Origin of the sequence: Metabacillus sp. cB07, from assembly GCF_016839225.1 — a bacterium.
Lineage (GTDB): Bacteria > Bacillota > Bacilli > Bacillales > Bacillaceae > Bacillus_P > Bacillus_P indicus.
In genome coordinates, this window is the sequence record NZ_CP069296.1 from 252201 (window position 1) to 272992 (window position 20792).

At 32.9% G+C, this 20792-nt stretch carries 15 protein-coding genes; 8 read left to right on the plus strand and 7 right to left on the minus strand.

Annotation, left to right across the window (positions count from 1 at the left end; translation table 11 throughout):
* Positions 1-13: 13 nt before the first annotated feature.
* Positions 14-976 (minus strand): helix-turn-helix domain-containing protein, encoded by a 963-nt coding sequence (locus JOJ89_RS01505; protein WP_203289373.1) that lies wholly within the window; start codon positions 974-976, stop codon positions 14-16.
* Positions 977-1135: 159 nt separating this feature from the next.
* On the opposite strand from JOJ89_RS01505, the gene JOJ89_RS01510 reads away from it, so the two are divergent.
* Positions 1136-1441 (plus strand): helix-turn-helix domain-containing protein, encoded by a 306-nt coding sequence (locus JOJ89_RS01510; RefSeq protein WP_203289374.1) that lies wholly within the window; start codon positions 1136-1138, stop codon positions 1439-1441.
* Positions 1442-1584: 143 nt separating this feature from the next.
* On the plus strand, positions 1585-4017 hold the full coding sequence (locus tag JOJ89_RS01515; RefSeq protein WP_203289375.1) for a DUF927 domain-containing protein: 2433 nt from the start codon (positions 1585-1587) through the stop codon (positions 4015-4017).
* A gap of 348 nt (positions 4018-4365) precedes the next feature.
* Here the strand turns inward: JOJ89_RS01515 and JOJ89_RS01520 are convergent, their stop codons facing one another.
* A complete protein-coding gene (locus tag JOJ89_RS01520; protein WP_203289376.1) occupies positions 4366-4548 on the minus strand; it encodes a hypothetical protein in 183 nt (60 codons plus the stop codon).
* A gap of 959 nt (positions 4549-5507) precedes the next feature.
* Between JOJ89_RS01520 and JOJ89_RS01525 the strand changes: the two genes are divergently transcribed.
* Entirely contained in the window at positions 5508-6440 is a 933-nt protein-coding gene (locus JOJ89_RS01525) for a hypothetical protein (RefSeq protein ID WP_203289377.1), read from the plus strand.
* Positions 6441-6780: 340 nt separating this feature from the next.
* Entirely contained in the window at positions 6781-8271 is a 1491-nt protein-coding gene (locus JOJ89_RS01530; protein WP_203289378.1) for a zinc-ribbon domain-containing protein, read from the plus strand.
* Between the two features lie 157 nt (positions 8272-8428).
* Here the strand turns inward: JOJ89_RS01530 and JOJ89_RS01535 are convergent, their stop codons facing one another.
* Genes JOJ89_RS01535 through JOJ89_RS01545 form a run of 3 tightly spaced genes read right to left on the minus strand, consistent with a single transcriptional unit; the run spans position 8429 to position 13087 of the window.
* The gene (locus tag JOJ89_RS01535; protein WP_203289379.1) at positions 8429-9397 is read right to left on the minus strand and encodes a TIR domain-containing protein; all 969 of its coding nucleotides are present in this window, start codon (positions 9395-9397) and stop codon (positions 8429-8431) included.
* Between the two features lie 15 nt (positions 9398-9412).
* The gene (locus JOJ89_RS01540; RefSeq protein WP_203289380.1) at positions 9413-11812 is read right to left on the minus strand and encodes a sacsin N-terminal ATP-binding-like domain-containing protein; all 2400 of its coding nucleotides are present in this window, start codon (positions 11810-11812) and stop codon (positions 9413-9415) included.
* 60 nt (positions 11813-11872) lie between these two features.
* Complete coding sequence (locus JOJ89_RS01545; RefSeq protein WP_203289381.1) at positions 11873-13087, minus strand: protein kinase domain-containing protein; 1215 nt, start codon at positions 13085-13087, stop codon at positions 11873-11875.
* Positions 13088-13485: 398 nt separating this feature from the next.
* Between JOJ89_RS01545 and JOJ89_RS01550 the strand changes: the two genes are divergently transcribed.
* From JOJ89_RS01550 to JOJ89_RS01565, 4 genes are all read left to right on the plus strand, one after another.
* A complete protein-coding gene (locus tag JOJ89_RS01550) occupies positions 13486-14064 on the plus strand; it encodes a recombinase family protein (protein ID WP_203289382.1) in 579 nt (192 codons plus the stop codon).
* 107 nt (positions 14065-14171) lie between these two features.
* Entirely contained in the window at positions 14172-15692 is a 1521-nt protein-coding gene (locus JOJ89_RS01555) for a class I SAM-dependent DNA methyltransferase (RefSeq protein ID WP_203289383.1), read from the plus strand.
* Complete coding sequence (locus JOJ89_RS01560; RefSeq protein WP_203289384.1) at positions 15682-16965, plus strand: restriction endonuclease subunit S; 1284 nt, start codon at positions 15682-15684, stop codon at positions 16963-16965. The genes JOJ89_RS01555 and JOJ89_RS01560 overlap by 11 nt, the downstream gene beginning before the upstream one ends.
* Entirely contained in the window at positions 16958-20053 is a 3096-nt protein-coding gene (locus tag JOJ89_RS01565; protein ID WP_203289385.1) for a type I restriction endonuclease subunit R, read from the plus strand. The genes JOJ89_RS01560 and JOJ89_RS01565 overlap by 8 nt, the downstream gene beginning before the upstream one ends.
* A gap of 114 nt (positions 20054-20167) precedes the next feature.
* Here the strand turns inward: JOJ89_RS01565 and JOJ89_RS01570 are convergent, their stop codons facing one another.
* Together JOJ89_RS01570 and JOJ89_RS01575 are read right to left on the minus strand one after the other, a co-directional pair.
* Complete coding sequence (locus tag JOJ89_RS01570) at positions 20168-20347, minus strand: hypothetical protein (protein WP_203289386.1); 180 nt, start codon at positions 20345-20347, stop codon at positions 20168-20170.
* A gap of 177 nt (positions 20348-20524) precedes the next feature.
* Positions 20525-20773 (minus strand): hypothetical protein, encoded by a 249-nt coding sequence (locus JOJ89_RS01575; RefSeq protein ID WP_203289387.1) that lies wholly within the window; start codon positions 20771-20773, stop codon positions 20525-20527.
* Positions 20774-20792 lie beyond the last annotated feature (19 nt).

Genomic DNA, 20792 nt, shown 5'->3' on the forward strand with positions numbered 1-20792 from the left:
CGCCCCCCTATAATTAATTATCTTCTAGTAGTAACTTTAACATCATTTTTACTTTTACTATTTCTGATTTTGATAACACTTTATCTTTATACAAAACATCATGATCTTCTTGATTAAGTAAGTTATCGAGGTTGAAAAAGCTTCTTTCTAATTCTTCAGGTGTGTAAGTATCATAATAATCTATTCCGTTTTCATCTGTTTTTTTATATACAGACTTTACACTAAAAGATACTGTTTCATAGTCGCTTTCAGTATAATCCCTAATAAAACTACTTAAAGGCTCGCTTCTTACTACTACTCTAAACCATTCTCCAAAGTTTCCTACACCCAAAAATTCTCCTATCTTCTTTCCATATTTTTTTAGGAGAGATGAAGAATACTTAAGATTCATTTCTAGTGTTTCATATGTCTTACTATCCATGTTCAAATGGTTAGCCATTTCTTCAATTTCAATATTTCTGTATAATCTCAATATCTTTAGAAAATCACCAGCAGTAGCTCTTGTTGAAAGGAAAGTCTCAAGAGAATTATTTAGTTCTTCTAAGTCTAGCTCTTCGAAATTAATACTATTTTGAACCGCCCTTTTTTTAGCACCTTTAGACCAAAACTTATCAACTTTGGAATTGGGATCATCAAATTTAGGGGCAGAACGCTCTCGTTTGATTTGATCATCTTGGAGAATCTGTCTTTTATACTCAATGGGAAGAGAATTTATTAGCTCCGATACATTAACTGATTTTTCTTCTACTTCATGATTCATAAAACCAGCAATTCTCATTAAAAAGAAGTAATCAACACCTAATCCCTTCGCAATTTTTTTTATTAATTCAGGTTGCGGTGTATCGCGATTTCCATTTTCAATTTGTGAAATATAGGAATGAGAAACTCCTGATTGTTCACTTAAAGATCTAATTGATATTCCTTTCGACTTTCTAATGCGCTTAATTTCCTCTCCAAAAGGACTTACCCTTTTCATAATGCACCTGCTTTCATACCCTTTTTATTATTTTAACACAATTGTGAACACTTTTGTAAAATCGGTTGCAAATGTAAATAGAATGCATTAAACTGTGTTTGTACACAATTGCAACCATATAATCCTCAGTTGTAACCAAAATGAGTAGGAGGAGATGAAATGATTAGCTTTGAAATTGATCAGAAGCTGCTAAAGGAACTTTACATTCAAAAAGTTGAAGAGCACTTACAGGAAATTGAGATGGAGATGTTCTTTATGGACTCAAAACAATTATCAACTTATTTAAATATGTCGTGGAACACGATAGTATCGCATCTCTTGTACGATGAAGATTTCCCAAAAGTGAGATTAGGTTCAAAATGGTTGTTTAATAGAAAAGAAGTTCAGGAGTTTATGAACAAATATTACCTTGAAGTTCGTAACAATGGCGGTGACATTCTGAAGTATAAACGGAAGGGTGAGTAAAAAAGCGATGGAGATCCTCAAGCTAAAAAAAAACCTACTAACTCATTGCAGTGAGTTAATAGGCGATAAAAAACATAACACTTTTATATTATATCTTAAATTAGCGTTAAGCAAACGTATAAACGGAAAGGGGAGAAGAGATCATGTTTTATCACGATTCAGTCACTAATAATGTAGAAAAAGTTCTCCCAGGGGCAAAAATTATTAAATGTTTAGGCTTTTTAAACGGTAATTTAGACTATAGTGCAGCCAAAAAGCCGTTTAATGGATATAAAGATAAAGAAAGCTTAAATGAAGAGGAAATACAAAACCACTTGTCAATTGGTGGATGGATTGGAGCAGTAATACCTAGAGGCTTCATAGTTATCGATATTGATGTGCTAGAGCACGCGTCTTATCTAGTGGAATTACTTAAAGGAGAAAAAGTCAATCATCACCTTATTAAAACACCACGGGGCTTTCAATTCATCTTTAAGGCAGAAACTAACGAGAGCTCTCAAGTCAAAATGATTAGTCACTTTTATTCTACCTTGGGAATTATAGTTGATACTCGCGTCGGCACTACAAATAGTTTCATTGTATTTCCAACTTATAATACAAATGATAGATTCATTTCTCAGATTGCAGATCAACTCGATGAACTTCCATGGTATTTACGGCCGGTTTGGAATGCTGATAAAACTAGGGATTATGAGTTTTCAATTCCCATGGAAAGGGGATCTCGTAATCAGTCGCTCTATGATTTTGGGAGAAGGCTAAAATCAATAGGGATACCAATGGAGCAAGTGGAAGAAAGCATGTTATTAATCTATCGGTATTTTTGTATTGATAAAGATACGAGCTTCACAATAAAAGATGTAAAAGCGTCTATTGCTAGTATTAGAAAACTAGAATCTACTACAAGAAAAAATCAGGACGGTTATTCAGGGTTAAATAACGAATTGATTAAGTCGGAATTTGTTATACCTGAACCATTTCTTACTAAGCACAGTTCTCTATACCGAAAAGAGATAAAAAAAGTTGATGGAGAAACACAAGAGATCGAAGTATTTGTAAGCAGGAATGTTCCATTCATAACTAAATACTTGGAACATATTGAGAAAAGTGAAATTTATTATGAAGTCAGTTGGAGCAACAAAGGAAAAGATTATAAGGAAACTGTTCCAGCAGGCATGTTGGCTTCTAGGCGCGATTTATTAGCACTTGCTGACAAAGGATTTAGCTGTAATGATTCAAACTCTAAACAACTTATCGAATACTTTGATTTGTTTATAGGAAAAAATGAAATTCCAACAGTTCAAATGGTAAATCGACTAGGGCTTGTAAAGGAAAAATTCATCCATCCACAATCAACAAGAGATATACATATAGTACCGAGCGATGGGGGAGAGGATCAATTATTAGATTCTTTTCGAATAAAAGGAACTGTTGAAAGTTGGGTTGAAAATGTGTTTAACATAGTAAAAGACCATCCAAAGGCAGTTTTCCCTTTACTTGCATCATTTGCTTCAGTTATTTTACATGATTTTGACATGAAGCCTATAGTTGTAGACGTTTCTGGTGCATCCAGTAGTGGTAAAAGTGGTTTACTTAGACTTTGTGCTTCAGTATGGGCAAGTCCCGAAGATTACATCGGAACTTTTAACACAACTAAGGTAGCTGTTGAAAGACGATCTGCATTTTTAAACTCATATCCGCATATACTTGACGACTCAAACGGAATAAATGACACTCGAATGATTCAAACGATGATTTACCAGTTTGTAAATAACATAGGAAAGTTGAGGGGAAGTATCGCAGGCAGTCAACATACTGCGTCATGGAAATCTATAATGATAACATCCGGGGAAAATGAAATATTATCTTATGCAGAAGCTCAAGGTGTAGCAGCAAGAGTAATTCCTATTACAAATTTTTCGTTTGAAGATGAAGATAAAAGCTTTTTCGGAAGACTGTATTCCTCATTTAGAGATAATCACGGTGCGATTGGAATTGAATTCTTAAATCGTTGGAAAGATAAACGAAACATTTATATGCGGGAATTTGAGGTATACAGTAAAAGATATTTAGAAAAATCAGTTGAGAATGATGTTGCTAGAAGAATTTCATTGCATTTCTCGTTTATAGTTTTTGTAGGCAAGGTGGTAAATGATCTTTTTTATCGTGAGGGTTTAAAAGTGGATCTAAACGCTTTAGAGGATCTCTTCCACAATATTTCAAATGAAAACAAAGCTGTTGATAGACCTTTACTGGAACTGGAACAGTTACTTGAAGAACTTGATTCTAACAGAAACAAATTATATGCAGAATATGAACCAACACATAATATGAATGCTTTATATCATAATGGAGAATTGTATTTAACTCCTGCTTTTATTAAAGAGAGGTTAGGAATAAATGCAAAACAAATTAGAGCTGCTTGGTTAAAAAGGAATATATCAGCCACTTTTAAAAACAAAAATATAGATGTGGATTACACAACTATTAATAAGAAGGGAAGGGCTCATAAAGGAATCTTAATCAATAAGGATGTGATTAAGAAATTAGGCTTTGATTTTGGCACAAAAACGTTTTAAATTACAAAAAGGTTATATGGAGATACGGTAATTAAAAAATGCTATAAGTGGCAGTATATTTTAAAAATAAATAAGAGCCAAAATACGCAAGTATTGCCTAAAATCTTGCATATTTTAGGCTCTTTCAATTATTGTGTTAAAGGTCCCTATAGTTTAAGGACATTGTTTCACAAACTTGTTTTAAAGTAAAATGGGGATACTATATCATAATACAAGTAAACTACGAATTAACTAACGATAAATTGGAATTTATGATTTATTAAATGCCCGATTACACTTAAGTTCTCTATCTTCTTTTACTCAGACAAACACTTTGTGCTATTGTCTTAACAATTTAAGGATTAAGGATTAATATTCATCATCGTCATCATCATTTGACCATATACCAATCAATTCATCCACTGATATAAGTCCATTCTTAAAGTTGTCAATATTAGCCATAACTTCACTTCTTGGTATGATTCCATCGTTAACGGCATCATCCAATCGATCCATTTCATGTTCTGTCAATCCCCAATCGTTTTTACTCATTTTTTCTCCTCCTTATAAGTGTTTTGTATTCTCTCACACAAATTCCAATTTATATATTATTTTACCAAATATATATAGCCTACAATATCTACTGATTTACATTACCTCGATTTTTTGCATAACTTATTTATAAGTATATTAATACGTCTAATCTAATTTTACAGTAAGTGCTAATTCCTCTTGTGATTTCCTCTTGGACAAACAAACTCATTTTCTCAAGAAGAGCAACCTAAAATACTCTATAAATATTAGTGATTATACAGATCCCGTTTATGAAAAACTCATAGCGATTAATAAACATACTGCCGAAATATACATAGATTAAATGCCAGAAACAGATAAGAAATATGTATTCTTGTGTAACCCTTTATACGTTGGTAGAGCAGGATTTATAAAGAAATAAATACAAGAATACAGAAGTTACAAGTAATACTATTTACGTTTATTGACATAGTTATCTGTCGTGCAAATATATAATTAGATACTATGTCGTTTCTTTCATGTAATTTTGTATTTTTAAGTTGAGAATAACAAAGTTATTGTTGGCATATCTAGAATTGATAGATTACAAAGTAGTGAATTATATTATCATTTAATGTAACTGCAGTATTATGCCTCAAAAATAATTTTATAATAAAATTTAGTATTGAAAAGCCTTTACGGAGCTTCATTATTTAACCTGACTTATTAGTAGGCAAGATGATAATAGTAATTGTCACGCTGTGTTTTGATATGCTAATTCACTTGTTAAATGACTTTGATGAAAAAGGATTTAACGATTGCTAAACCGAAAACATAAAGTAACAAATAAATTAGTTGAAGAACTGTTTCCTTATTCGAAAAAAAGCCAGATTAACATATAGATTCTTATTCAGTAATTAAAATGGTCCTAACAAAAAATAATATTTAATGTAAACTGAGAGCTTTTTAGTTTGAAGAATAGAAATGGGGTAAATAAATTGATAGAAATTAATTTAAGATATAAAAATTATAATTCTTTATCGGAGAGCAAAGTCGAGATTTTGAAATCAAATATTCAATTTCTTTTATCTAATACACCATTACCTTCTACAATTCCATTACAGATAATCATTACAGATAATTTCACAAAAGATATTCATGATTTTCAAAAACAATACAAGCTTCAAAAGGAAGGTCATTCCGAAAATGCAATCGGAAAAGCATTTAGTATAAAAAATGAGAAAAACGCTGTTCTGCATTTTATTTTTTTAAATGCGGTTAATTTTGATAAACTCCTCCAGTCTGAATGGGATGATTTCCCACTTGAATTTAACTTTGTTCATCATGAGTTGGGTCATGTATATGATAATCAAAATACATTTTCTGTTATTCCTGAGGCATTTTATAAGCATAAGGAATTAACAAGGATCGAATGGTTTCTATATGAAGTTTCCTCACTTTCTTGGGCTGAATTCCAAGCGAATTTTATTGCAACAAGAACAATTACAAAAAGTTCCCTCGAACACTATTTTAGTGAATTAATTATGGTTCTAGAGAATCTAGATAATAGACTTGCCCGGGCTAAACAAGAGATTATTAGTGATAACAGTAACTGCCTTGAGATTCAGTTTCTAGTCAAGGATTTCTTTTATTTTGGGGCACAAGTTATTGGGCTATTGATAGGATTAGGTATAAATAAAGAAAATGAGTATTATAATAATTCTTGGCTAGAGCTGGGTAAAAAATATGACTTAGAATCCATATTTATTCTTTTATTCGATGCCTTTGAAGGCTTACAAAGTTCTTATCCAAATTGGGAAAGTTTCCATATATTGAATCCAATTAATCAATGTATATTAATGTTATTAAATAACAAGGGAATAAGCGTGAATGAAAAGCTTATTTTTTCAATAATTTCCCCAACAGACTAAGTTTCAAAGAGACATACCAAAAGAGGAATAGACAAAAATTAATATTTTTTTAAAATTAACGGGTAGCTTTAACGAATGAAAAATTAATGGGTTTCAAGGTGAAATAATTTTAGTTTTTCCGTTATAGGGCGCTTTAATTGAATAAGAAACGACCAGGCGAAAATCTAGTCGTTTCTTATTGATATACCCAATTATAATGCTAATTCACATGCTAAGGCTTACGAATTACGATTTTCTCGTCCGAATATGAGCACGGTAGGATTCATACATTGTCTTCCTAGTAAGTTTTTAGGGAATAATTGATTATGGAAACAATTAATATTTTTTGGAGAAGAGAAAAATGAAGAAAAACTTAGCAAGTGAATACCCAGAATTGGTTAAAGAATGGGATTATAACCTTAATGGTGATTTACAGCCAAGTGATGTTCCTCCAAAAGGAAGAGGGCTTGTTTGGTGGAAATGTAAAAAAGGACATCCTAGTTATAGAGCTAAAATAGCATCGAGATCTAATGGAACTGGGTGCCCATATTGCAGAGGTTCAAACGTTTGTTTTGAACGCTCTTTATTGGGAAAAAGACCAGACCTAGCAGCTATGTGGGATGAAGTTGAAAATAGTCCATTAACTCCAGGTGAGGTACTTGCTGGATCCAATAGTGTGATGTTTTGGATTTGTGAAAAGGGACACTCGTTTGATATGTCAATTAAACAAATGACTAGAAATAAAAAAAGAAAAAGTAACGGTTGCCCGTTTTGTAGGGGATTAAGAGTTAATGAAACAAACAATCTTGCCAAGCTTTATCCTCAAATAGCTTATGAATGGGTTGAATGTATAGAGAGTAAGTTTAAGACTGCACAAGATGTCTCGCCTGGTTCAAATGTCAGAGTTTTATGGAGATGTAAGAGAGGGCATGAGTGGATAACTACTCCAAAGCAGCGGACAAGTGGTGGTACAGGATGTCCAAGTTGTAACAATAAGAAAAAAGTATCAAAACAATCATATGTTCTCTTATATTATTTAAAGCAGTATTTCATTGACGTTGAGTTAGAAACACCATTGCTAGGAACTCGTATGATTATGGATGTTTACATTCCTTCGATTAATTTAGTAATTGAGTATGACGGAGGTCAATACCATAAAGATTATAAGCGTGATATAAAGAAAGACAATGCTTTATTAGAAAAAATACCATCAGCAAAGCTTATTAGAATTAGAGAACCTAATTGCCCTATTTATGAATCGCCTAATCCTAACACATTTTTTTATGTACTTAAAAATCAGTCTATTAATGAATTCCAAACGGCTCTAGAAAAAGTATTTAGTATTCACTTACAACTAAATCCTGATATAAATATTGAAAGAGATAATGTGTCAATTTTAAATACTATGGATGGTTGGGAATATGAAAATTCCTTAGCAAATGTTAGACCAGAAATACTGAAAGAATGGGATTATCAAAATAATGGAGATCTCAAACCAGAGAATTTTAGAGTGGCAAGTTCTGAAAAAGTTAATTGGATTTGTGAAAAGGGGCATAAATGGTCAGCTAAGATTGCAAGCAGAACACACGGTGGTAATAATTGTCCTTTTTGTGGGAATAGGAGATTAACCAAAAGCAATAGCTTAGCAGCTAGAAATCCCCAATTAACCAAAGAATGGCATCCAACGAAAAACATTAAATCGCCGGATGACTATTTTTCTAATTCCCATTTTAAAGTTTGGTGGTTATGTTCAAGATGTGGACATGAATGGTTGGCTGCAATCTATAACAGAAATGGTAATAATAGCGGTTGTGTAATGTGCTCTAGAGTCAAGATGAAAATAAAGTCGTGATATTGTTTATTTAAAGTTCCCCACACATTTGAACGAAAATTGAAAATGTGTGGGTTTATTTTACCGTGCCCGTCAAGTGAAGTTAATAAAAATAGACGGTAACCTTTTTATATAGAATAATCTTAATTCACCTGCATTCAAAAATGTTAAGGGTTTTTTATCTATTAATTGTATCTATTATTTCTTGAAAATCATCCTCGTACATTTCTTTGAATGACCTGCCTACTTTATCGCTCAAAAGTTTGATGAAATCATCCATTGGAGGTATTACAGAATTTAACTTTCGCATGTCTACTGAAAAATTTACCATTAACTCTGGAGAAAGGGCTGCTTCCCTTATATTTAAATCTAATTCTGCTTTTTTATCTCTCCAATAAGTAACATATTTTAATCTATCCATAACATCATAAATTTGAGCTTCAAAGCCATCATATCTACTTTTTTCATTGTAGTAATCTATATCATCTTTACTTACAATAATAAAAAATAATTTTTCTAGGTAATTTTTATCCTGCATTAAATGCATAACTTCATACATACAATTTAATGATTTGATATATGCACTACTCACTACCGAAATAACAAAATCATGATCTCTAATAGTCTTCATAAATTCGTCCAAACTGTCTCTATATGCTGTGACTTTTATATCACGTGTAATACTTATGTAATCATATTTTTTTAATTCTTTCTCTAGAATATTAACTAAATCACTATCTTTATGCGCATATGAAATAAAGACCTTTTTTAACGTCACTTCTTCTATATCTCCATCTTTGTTAAATTTATAAGGTGTATTGTTTACACTTACTAGCTCATCTGATTTTTCGATAGAAATGTAAAAGAGATTATTACCCTTAAATGCAAAACGATTATATTCTATTCGAACCTTACCATCAATTAAATTAAGAATATTTTCAATTTTAAGATTAAAGACAAAACTTTTAATGTTTAATGTTATACCATCATCTTTTATACCTAAAATGATATTTCCACCGTTACCATTTGAGTATGCAGCAATCAGTTTGGCTATTTCTTCATAACTTGCAATTGGGTGGATGTATGTAGTGTCTTTTCGATTGTTTGTACTTATTTTTTTTTTAATATCTTGAATTGTTCTAAACACTTAAAATCACCTCGCTTATATTTTGGTTAATGGAATCTTAGAAATACCTGTTGTTTTAAGTAAATCACCTAATGTAACCATTACTTGTTTTTCTCCATCATCCGTCCACAATTGATAAGCATAATCATCTAATGCCTCTAATTCTTCATCATAATAAAATATGATTTTTTGGTGATCACTTGGACGAATGACAATTCTAATGTCATCTCCCTTATACTTAGCTGGAAATACCGTATCAGAATACTTTTCGTTCATCCATTCTTCTAAAGTTGCTGGAAGTGTATAATTTTTAAGACTGCTTAAATACTTAAAAATATTTTCTGTGCTTCTAAATAGTAATTTTTCAACATAGCGTTTCATTTCTTCGGTTGAATTAACAACATGTTTTAATTGATCAATAATCTCATCTCTACTCAGTTCAGAGTTATTAATAATCTCCATTACTTTATCTCGATTATTAATAATATCATCTAATTCTTCATACTTAATATTATTCTCTTCTATTTTTTCTGCTATTTTATATCTTCTAAGATTTTCTTCTGGAGAAGATAACATCATTCTCTTAGAATACAAATTTTTAAACCAAACTACTGATTTTTCTGGATTTGATAGGAACCAATTTGTTAATCTGTTAAATATTTTTTGTGTGGATTCTTTTCTTTCTATTCTGTCAATAGCTTCCTTACTTAATAATTGTGACACTTTAATATCAATTTGATCAGAGCATGTTTGATTAGTCTTAACTTTATTTGGATGTTCTTTGAAATAGTTATTAAATGAAATAATACTTAAGTTTAGCAACTGTTCAGAAATATTCCCATCCAATAATGTCAAAATCTGTTTTAGCTCATTATCTATATTTTCATCAAGATATATATTGCTAAACTGTACAAATTCGTTATCTTGATTAGGTACAAATGCTAATTTTACAACGTCCTCAATACCGGAATCACTTATCCAAAGAGAATAAAAATTATTTAACCAATTGCCATATAGATCTTTATCCTTTAAATAATCCACTAGCTTATCTATAGATGATTCTTTAAAAATACTGTTTATCCAAGAGAAGCCAACATTTTCTCCAAAAACTGCAGCCCAACCTAAGTAAGTATCTTTAGTCGGTATCGATATTCCGTTATAATTAGATAAAAGTTCCCAAAGGTAGTCCTTATTTACACTTTTTTTGGTTACTGGTATACCTATTGTCACGTTACCATTTTTATCTTTAAATGATAATCGCTTTAAACCTCCCAAATGATCATAAATATGAACAATTGCAGTCTTCTCAATATATTCTTTAATTTCATTGTAGCTATAAGCTTGAATGATTGATGAAGTGGAGGGTTTTAAAATACAGATATTAAATTCATTTCTTGTAGTTTCTTTATTTGAACAAAAATCTATTAATTGCTTGTATAGAGAAACTGCTACTTTTATTAATTTCATATTTAATTCATTACTATCTCTAATAGCATTTCTATCTTTTTCTACTTCAAATAACCTTGAATTAACTATGATAGGAAAACTAAACCCTTCAGTTCCTAATAGAGGGAATTCACAAAATACTTTGGGTATAGTTTTAGGGATTGGTAGAAAATACATTCTATTGTCCTTCCATTCAATAGCACAGCCAATTGTCACCTCACCTTCACTTAATAATAATAACCCTCCATTTTCAATTGAATTATTAACTTGTACAAATTTCATTTTTTCATTTTTAGGTGATTGTATTTCTTTAATTATTTTGTAAAGCTCACCATTGTATGTAATAGAATTAATATTTTCATTGAAAGCTAATACATAAGGAATAGCTTCTTTGAAATCTACTATACCTTCCTCTACTGCTTCTCTTATTTCATCTCCTTTTATAGAATAAATAAATTTTGTATCCTCATAATTTTCTTGTAGTTTCTCTTGATTATTGCTTACAAACACTAATTGTTCTAGCATAGCTTTAGTTTTGGTCTTAATATGGTTATATTCATTGCCTGATCTATCAACAGTGAACTTTAATTTTGTATATTTACTATCTTTTTGAGTAAACGATCCTTCAATTAATACAATCTCAGATAATAAATGAGTTGACATAAAGCCAGTTCCAAATTTTCCTGTTTTCTTTTCTTCTGAACTTTGCTTAGATGAAATTTGTGTAATTAAATCTAATAAATTTTCATACGAAAACGGTAGTCCATTATGACTAAATATTATCTGATCATTGGAGTAATCAATTTTGATATCTATTTTCTTTTCTTTCGGTGTGCAGTCTGATGCATTCTGAATAAGTTCCCATATCCATCTTCGTCTAATAGTCCTTTTTTCTATTTCTGAAGACTCTTTTATCTTTTTCAATTCGTCCCAAATTGTATTAGAACTCGCATCTAATACTTTATTTAATAAAATATCTTCATTAGACATAATTAGAATCAGTCCTCTTTTTTTGTATTTTTTAATAAATTGGTGGAGAAGTATTCACAGCTACTCTACTGACTGTTTTGCTAGGGAAAGAAATACATACCTACTTAGAATACTTCTCATTTCTTCTACGTTTTTATATCGTTTTTCTTTAGGACCTATACCTCTTTGAATAAATTTTCTTAACTCCTCATTTTTTTCTCTGTGGTAGTTTCCTGTTCTTCCAGTCAAAATAAAGTATATAACCTTTGATAAAGCAAAGGTTTCATGTTCCATTGTATAATTTTCAAATCCTATCTGATCCAAATCTGATATATCATTAATCGCACCTTTTACTTCAGTGCCTATTCGGGTTAAAGTGCTTTCTGGTCGTTTAACAAGGCCGAAGTCGCTTACTTTTAACATAATACGGTCTTCATGAATCTTTAAAAGTATATTTTGATAACTTATATCACGGTGGAGAATTTCTTTTGAATGTATATATTCAAATGCAAGTAGCAGCTGAGTAACTAGCATTTTTCTTATGTGGAAACTTAAAGAATGATTGTGGTATTTATAGTACTTTTCTAATGTGTCATTTGCGAGTTCCATTATGTACTCATTTTGTCCTTCAATGTATCTATAAGCTTTAATAATGAACGGAGAATCGAAAGTTTTTAAATCTTGGAATTCTAACTTAAACCTTTCCAGCTCATCTTCACGGAGATCCGCCTTAGCTCTTTTTAGTGCGAATTTTGCATTTAAAAAAGGATCCGTAAACTCGAACACTGTTGCATAAGAACCTCCACCAATTTGTTGGATAGGTGCCAAAGAATGACGAACCGGCCTATCAATCCTTATTAACTCAGATTTAATAAAAATTGGCCGTTCTTCTACAATTATTATTTTGCCGAAATCGTTCGGAATGGGACTTCCACCTGAGGAGGTTAAAAACTTTTTACATTGAGAAAAAATATGAGAATAGTAATCATCCAAACTGAATTTGTAATCATTAGCATTTAGAGTTTGTGCTCTTATAGCATCAATATAGTCAATTGTGTTAAGGAGAAGCCTGCTTTCATGGGCATTGTAATGTCCACCAAAGCCAAAGTTATTTTTCTGATTCATAAATGTAAACAAGTCATTTAAAGAGCTATGTAAGATTGAAAAAATCTTAATTTGATTAAGGTTAGTAAATTCTTGGCCATAAAATCCTTCATATAATGATGCTTTTTCAATATTAAATTCTTCCTTTATTTTATTCAGTTTTATTTCAAAGAAACTCTCCAAATTTTGCATTAGAAAACATCTTCTTTCAAATTTCTTATTTTTGTATTTCTGTTAATTATCCGAACTCTCCTAGTGCAGCTTGCCACAACAACCTTAATACCAATTATTTCAAAAAATTTACACTTAGACAATACCAAAATGCATTTGATGATATTGATATGAAATGTATTTTTAATGCTAGCTTTAAATTTTCTTAGAGATATTTAATAGGAGTTTATATTTACTTGTTTTAACATACGAATCCAACCTCAAAAACGATGGTTTTTGGTGATGGTGGAATGAGGCATAAAAATAGGTCTTTTTTTACGTCATTTAATGTCAAAACTTATTTCAAAATCTAAATTCTAAATACGTACTTTTTTGATAAAATAGAAGCAAAGCTTTTTATTTGGAGAGGTGAGGAATCTATGAAAATAGGATATGCACGTGTTAGTACCGCAGATCAGTCATTAGACCTGCAGCTGGATGCTTTAGAGGAGTTTGGTTGTGAAGAGATTTTTCAAGAAAAACAGTCAGGAGCAAAAGATGACCGAAAGGAACTTGCGCTAGCGCTTAGGAATTTAAGAGCAGGAGATACATTTGTAGTCTATAAATTGGATCGCTTGGCCAGATCTACTAAACGATTAATTGATATTTCCGATCTCCTTAAAGAAAAGAACGTTGAATTCGTCAGTATCCAAGATAATCTAGACACTGGAACTGCAGCTGGGAAGGCTATGTTTGGAATGCTGTCTGTGCTAGCTGAATTTGAAAGAGATATTATTCGTGAAAGAACGATGGCTGGTTTACAAGCAGCAAGAGCCAGAGGGCGTATGGGAGGGAGACCTAAAGTTAACGAGAAGAAATTAAATCATGCTTTAGCGTTGTATAAATCTGAATCAATGTCTATTCGTGAAATTGAAAATGCTACAGGCGTTTCAGGATCTACATTGTATAGAGCACTTGCGAAGGTGAAATTACATAATAAAGCAGGGGATATCGTTTAAGATGGGCATTTATTTTAGAACTTAGTCAGTTTAATTACAATTATTTTTCCAATAGTAAGAGATATCCATTACAATAGAACTATGTGTAAATAGAGAGGGGAACAACTATGTCTACAGCAAACATTGGTTTTGAAGAAAAGCTTTGGTTAATGGCTGATAAATTAAGAGGGAGCATGGATGCTTCCGAATATAAAAATGTCGTATTGGGATTATTGTTTCTTAAATATGTATCCGATGCGTTTGAAGAAAAGCATATGGAATTATCAGAGGATGAATGGGCAGATCCTGAAGATAAGGACGAGTATGCAGCAGAAAACATTTTCTGGGTACCTAAAGAAGCACGATGGTCTTTCATTAAAGAGAATGCTAAAAAACCCGAAATTGGTCAAATCATTGATCTTGCAATGATTTCTATTGAAAAAGAGAACGACTCATTGCGTGGCGTCCTCCCAAAAGATTTTGCACGTCCTGCCTTGGATAAAACAAGACTTGGAGAAACGATTGATTTGTTTTCCTTTAAAGTTGGAGATCAAGAGAGCCGATCCAAGGACGTATTGGGACGTGTATACGAATACTTTCTAAGTAAATTTGCAAGTGCTGAAGGGAAGAATGGCGGTGAGTTTTATACGCCTACATCCATTGTTAAGCTATTGGTTGAAATGCTTGAGCCTTATAAAGGCCGTGTTTATGACCCTTGCTGTGGTTCTGGTGGAATGTTTGTTCAAAGTGAGAAGTTTGTCGAAGAACATCAAGGTAAACTCGGTGACATTGCGGTATATGGACAGGAATCTAACCCGACAACATGGCGTTTATGTAAGATGAATTTAGCTATTCGTGGAATTGATGGTAATATTGGGGATCATAATGCTGATACATTTCATAAAGATCTACATAAAGGACTAAAAGCTGATTATATCTTAGCAAATCCACCTTTCAATATAAGTGATTGGGGAGGAGAAAAACTTCGCGATGATGTACGTTGGAATTATGGAACGCCTCCAGTTGGTAATGCGAACTATGCATGGATTCAGCATATGGTCTCAAAACTTGCCCCTTCTGGAACGGCAGGGTTCGTCCTTGCGAATGGATCAATGTCGACAAGCACGACAAGTGAATTAGAAATCCGACGTAATTTAATTGAAAATGATTTAGTAGAGTGTATTGTCACACTACCAGGTCAGCTATTTTATTCGACTCAAATTCCTGTTAGCCTTTGGTTTATCACACGGAATAAAGGTGCTAAAGGACAACGTGAACGCAAAGGGGAAATTTTATTTATAGATGCTCGAAAAGTTGGTTATATGGCAGACAGAACACATAAAGAATTCTCTCAAGATGATATAAAAAAAATAACTGATGTTTACCATTCTTGGAAAGGTACTAATGAGCAAAAGTATCGTGATATTTCCGGTTTCTGTAAATCGGCCTCATTGGATGAAGTTAAAAACCATAAGTACATTTTAACTCCAGGTCGATATGTGGGATTGGAAGATGAAGAAGTAGATATTGAGCCATTTGAAGAAAAAATGCTAAGGTTAACCACAGATTTATCTGAGCAATTTGCTAAATCAAAGAGGTTAGAAGATGAAATTTGTCGAATGTTAGAGGAAATAGGATATGGAATTTAAAGAAATAATTTTAGATGATTTAGTTGAGTTTTATGTAGACAATAGAGGTAAAACTTGCCCAGTAGTTGAAAAAGAGTATTCTTTTTTACCTTTAATAGCTACTAATTGTATAACAGATGATCTACATCCAAGGTTTGATAAAATAAGGTATGTTGATAAACAAACTTATCAAAAATGGTTTAGGTCCCATCCAGTAGAGAATGATATTCTTTTTGTAAATAAAGGGACTCCCGGGGGAACGGCCTTAGTCCCAAAGGATGTAGATTTCTGTATTGCGCAGGATATGGTGGCATTAAGAATTAAAAAAGAATATGACTTTAGTTATGTATTTGCTGCACTTAGAAGTAAATTAGTTAAACAAAGAATTGAATCCATGCATGTTGGAACTATGATTCCTCATTTTAAAAAGGGCGATTTTAAATTATTAACTATACCTGTTCCTAATATTAAAAATCAAGAAAAGATAGGTCGGGCTCATTTAAATTTATTAGTAAAAATAGATGTAAATAAACAAATTATCAAAAACCATGAACAAATTGCTCGTACGCTTTTTAAACGCTGGTTCATCGATTTTGAGTTTCCAAATGAAGATGGAGAGCCTTATCGATCAAGTGGTGGTAAGATGTGGGAAAGTGAATTAGGAGAGATACCTGAGGGATGGAAAGTAATCACAATAAAAGATGTGTGTGATGCAAATAAAAGAAGTTTGACTAAAAAAGATAACTGGTCATATATTAATTATCTTGATACAAGTAACATAACTAAAAATTCTATAGAAGATATACAATTTATTGATGCAACTAAAGATAAAGTCCCTAGTCGAGCCAAAAGGAAAGTACAAACTAATGATGTTGTCTATTCTACAGTCCGTCCTAATCAGCAGCATTATGGGATAATAAAAGAACCTATTGAAAATATGGTAGTTTCAACAGGATTCACAGTCTTAAGTAGTAAAGGTAAGTATTCAAATGATTTGATTTATTTATGGTTAACGCAAAAAGAAGTGATAAGTAATTTGCAAGCAATAGCTGAACAAAGTACAAGTGCATATCCTTCTATAAAAGCTGATGACATTCTATCATTGAAAATATTACTCCCTTCACAAAGAGAATTAGATATGATATCAAGAATCATTGATCTTCAAAATAAATTAATTTGGAATAAGCAACAAGAAAATAAAAAGTTGTCTGAACTTCGCGATACCCTTCTCCCTAAATTGCTATCAGGAGAGATTGAGATTCCAGCAGAAAGCGAGGTACTGGAACATGTATAGCTTTAATGAAGATGAATTAGAACAAGCTAGCTTAGATTGGCTAGAAGAGCTCGGATATGAAGTGGCAAGTGGTCCAAAACTTGCGCATGATGGGGGTTCTCCCGAGAGGCAAGATTACTCAACGGTATATTTAGAAGGGCGTTTGACAGACGCCCTTTCTCGTATCAATAAAAATGTGAAAATTGAGGAAATCGAAGAAGCTGTTCGTAAAATTACGATTCCGCAGCATCCAAACCTGCTAATCAACAACCTTACGTTTCATAAGTTAATTACTGATGGAGTAGACATTGAGGTTAGAGAAGAAGATGGTCGCAATACCACGAAAAAACTCTGGTTATTTGATTTTGAACATCCTGAAAGCAATGATTTTCTGGCTGTGAGCCAATTTACCATTATAGAAGGCTCTTCAAATAAACGACCAGACGTGATTTTATTTGTAAACGGTTTACCGTTAGTCGTATTTGAGTTGAAAAGCTCTACTGATGAAAAGGTCGGAATATCTCAAGGTTATAATCAGCTTCAAACTTATAAGAAAACAATTCCATCTTTGTTTCAGTACAATGCATTTTTGGTAACAAGTGATGGGATTAATGCTCGAGCTGGTACCTTAACCTCAAACGAGGAGCGTTTTATGATGTGGCGGACCATCGATGGGAAAACAATCGCTCCAAACACTATCCCTCAACTAGAAGTCATGATTAAAGGAATGTGTCAGCCATCCGTGTTACTAGATTTAATTCGTCACTTTATTCTTTTTCAAACAGATGGTGAAGACACTTTTAAAATACTAGCAGCTTATCACCAGTATCATGCGGTGAATAAAGCTGTTGAAGAAGCTAAACGTGCAGCAAGTGAGGATGGAGACCGTAAGATTGGTGTCATCTGGCATACACAAGGATCAGGAAAAAGCTTGTCTATGGTGTTCTATACCGGAAAGCTGGTCTTAGAGATGAATAATCCCACAGTTGTGGTCTTAACGGATCGAAATGATTTAGATGATCAGCTTTTTGCTACGTTTAGTCAGTCTAGTGAACTACTCAGACAGTCTCCTAAACAAGCAGACAAGAGAAGTGATCTGAAGGAACTCTTGTCGGTGGAGTCAGGTGGAATTATATTTACCACGATGCAAAAATTTGCTCCTGAAGAGGGCTCTAATAAAATGGAAGCGTTGACCCAACGAAGAAATGTAATCGTCATGGCCGATGAAGCGCATCGTTCACAGTACGGATTCCAAGCACAGATGCAGCGTTCAACTTCTGAAGCCTATGTAAAATACGGATTTGCGAAACATCTTCGTGATGCTTTGCCAAATGCCTCTTATGTTGGGTTTACAGGTACCCCAGTAGAAGCAACAGATAAAAATACCCCTGCTGTTTTTGGAAATTACATTGATATTTACGACATGACTCAAGCGGTAGAAGATGGTGCAACTGTAAAAATCTTTTATGAAAGCCGGATTGTAAAACTTGATCTCCCAGAAGGACTCGAGATTGACGGAGAATATGATGAAATTACCGAATATCAAGAAGTCGATGAACGCGAGAAGTTAAAGACAAAATGGTCTCGATTAGAAGCACTTGCCGGAGCCAATGAACGTGTTAAAAGAGTGGCAAACGACATCGTAAATCATTTTGAAACACGCCAAGAAGCAATTTTCGGTAAGGGCATGGTTGTTGTAATGTCACGCCGGATTGCTATTGATTTATACAAAGAAATCGTTAAGCTGCGACCGGAATGGCACTCTGACGATGATGACAAAGGCGTCATTAAAATTGTTATGACGGGCTCATCGAGTGATCCAGAAGATTGGCAAGGGTTTATCGGTAATAAACGCCGAAGAGAGTATCTTGCAAAACGTATGAAAGATACAAGTGATGAACTGAAAATCGTTCTTGTGCGTGACATGTGGCTAACGGGTTTTGATGTACCGTCTATGCATACTATGTATATTGATAAGCCGATGAAAGGCCATAACTTAATGCAGGCGATCGCACGAGTTAATCGTGTCTTTAGGGACAAGCCAGGTGGCCTGATTGTCGATTATATAGGAATTGCTGATAGTTTAAAAGAAGCCTTAAAGCAATATACTGAAAGTGATCGGGACAACGCAGGGGTCGATACAACTATTGCACTTGATCTCATGCTCGAAAAATTTGAACTAATTCAAAGTATGCTTTATAAACATGATTACGGCCATTTCGATTCAGAAAAACCGACAGAGCGAATGAAAGCCATTATTGAAACGGTTGATTTTGTTATTGGTCTTGGTGAGGAACAGAAAAAATTGTTTTTAGGTTTGGTTACTGAATTGGCTAAAGCTTTTGCACTCTGCTCAACAGAAGATGAAGCACAGGAGCTAAATGCCGAAATCGGGTTCTTCAAAGCGGTGAAATCCGGCATTATCAAGTTGTTACCGGATGAAGCGAAAAAGAAAACATCTTCCCAATTGGATGCCCAAATTAATCAGCTGATTTCTAAGTCTGTCATATCTGATGAAGTGGTAGATATTTATAGCTCATTAGGTCTTGAAAATCCAGATATCTCAATACTTTCTGATCAATTTCTTGCAGATGTTCGGGCACTGCCTCAAAAAAATCTTGCTGTAGAGCTATTAAATCGTTTGCTGCAAGGAAAAGTAAAAAACGTGCAGCGTACTAACTTAGTTCAAGCAAAAAAATTCTCGGATCTCTTGTCTAATGCCATCAATAAATATAATAAACGAGCGATTGAGACATCGAAAGTGATCGAGGAATTAATTAAACTTGCTAAGGAAATGAATGATTCCTATAAAAGAGGAGAAGAAAAAGGTCTCATCAAAGAGGAAATAGCTTTCTATGATGCGCTAGCTTCTCATCATACAGCAGAAGAGGTTATGGGTGATGACATATTAAAAGCGATTGCTCATGAGCTTTCCAAAGCCATAAAAGAAAACATGAGCATTGATTGGAATTTACGTGAATCCGCAAGAGCTAAGATGAGGATAACCGTAAGAAGACTCTTGAAGAAGTATGGGTATCCACCTGATCTTCAAAAAATGGCTGTAGAAACAGTAGTGCAGCAAGCTGAACTTATGGCATCTAATCAATAAAGAATTCAGTGAGTAAAGATAGAATAAGAGCATACCTTTTCACAAGGAATGCTCTTTTAGTTATGTTATAAAGGGAAACACTTTTCATCTATGCCTTATCATGAGTTTTACGACTTATTCCTCCCAGAACTTCATTGCTTTTTTATCATTCGTATAGATTGTAACCTTTTTTCCTTTTGTAAGATCCTTGTATTGTTCTCCTTCGCCTTTCATCTTCCTAATCATTTCATCCTGGCTTTCAATCCGCTTTAACATCTCTTTCATTTCTTGATACGTAGATTTTTTCTTTTTCATACCTACACTCCTCATTTGCAATGCGTTGATTTTAAAAAGATACTTTAAGAATAAAAGCTGTTTCAGAAATGCCTTCTAACCATGTATTGAAACTAATTAATTTACAAGTAAAATCTTTATTCTATCAACAAGACTTAATTTACTTACAGACTGCAAGAATTATTGTACTACCTCATTTTACTCTTCCATCAAAACTTCTAATATGTTTTCTAAACGCTCAACTCTATCTGCCATTAATTCCATTACTTGAATGTTCTTTGTAATAAGCATTTCCAGCCTCGCGTCTTTTTCAGTCATTTCCTTTTCGTATGCCACTTTTTCAAAGATTGATTTTAATAATACTTGTCTTGAAATTTTATTTTTCTTTGCCAATTCATCAAACTTTTTTACTGCAATTGGATCTACATCTCGTATCTTTATCTCCATTTTTCAACGCTCCTTTTCG

Excerpts from the sequence above, each read along its gene's own strand:
- JOJ89_RS01575 (WP_203289387.1), bottom strand. The coding sequence starts at position 20,773 with ATGGAGATAAAGATACGAGATGTAGATCCAATTGCAGTAAAAAAGTTT.
- JOJ89_RS01550 (WP_203289382.1), top strand. The coding sequence starts at position 13,486 with ATGAAAATAGGATATGCACGTGTTAGTACCGCAGATCAGTCATTAGAC.
- JOJ89_RS01510 (WP_203289374.1), top strand. The coding sequence starts at position 1,136 with ATGATTAGCTTTGAAATTGATCAGAAGCTGCTAAAGGAACTTTACATT.
- JOJ89_RS01505 (WP_203289373.1), bottom strand. The coding sequence starts at position 976 with ATGAAAAGGGTAAGTCCTTTTGGAGAGGAAATTAAGCGCATTAGAAAG.
- JOJ89_RS01545 (WP_203289381.1), bottom strand. The coding sequence starts at position 13,087 with ATGCAAAATTTGGAGAGTTTCTTTGAAATAAAACTGAATAAAATAAAG.
- JOJ89_RS01555 (WP_203289383.1), top strand. The coding sequence starts at position 14,172 with ATGTCTACAGCAAACATTGGTTTTGAAGAAAAGCTTTGGTTAATGGCT.
- JOJ89_RS01560 (WP_203289384.1), top strand. The coding sequence starts at position 15,682 with ATGGAATTTAAAGAAATAATTTTAGATGATTTAGTTGAGTTTTATGTA.
- JOJ89_RS01570 (WP_203289386.1), bottom strand. The coding sequence starts at position 20,347 with ATGAAAAAGAAAAAATCTACGTATCAAGAAATGAAAGAGATGTTAAAG.
- JOJ89_RS01515 (WP_203289375.1), top strand. The coding sequence starts at position 1,585 with ATGTTTTATCACGATTCAGTCACTAATAATGTAGAAAAAGTTCTCCCA.
- JOJ89_RS01565 (WP_203289385.1), top strand. The coding sequence starts at position 16,958 with ATGTATAGCTTTAATGAAGATGAATTAGAACAAGCTAGCTTAGATTGG.
- JOJ89_RS01540 (WP_203289380.1), bottom strand. The coding sequence starts at position 11,812 with ATGTCTAATGAAGATATTTTATTAAATAAAGTATTAGATGCGAGTTCT.
- JOJ89_RS01520 (WP_203289376.1), bottom strand. The coding sequence starts at position 4,548 with ATGAGTAAAAACGATTGGGGATTGACAGAACATGAAATGGATCGATTG.
- JOJ89_RS01530 (WP_203289378.1), top strand. The coding sequence starts at position 6,781 with ATGAAGAAAAACTTAGCAAGTGAATACCCAGAATTGGTTAAAGAATGG.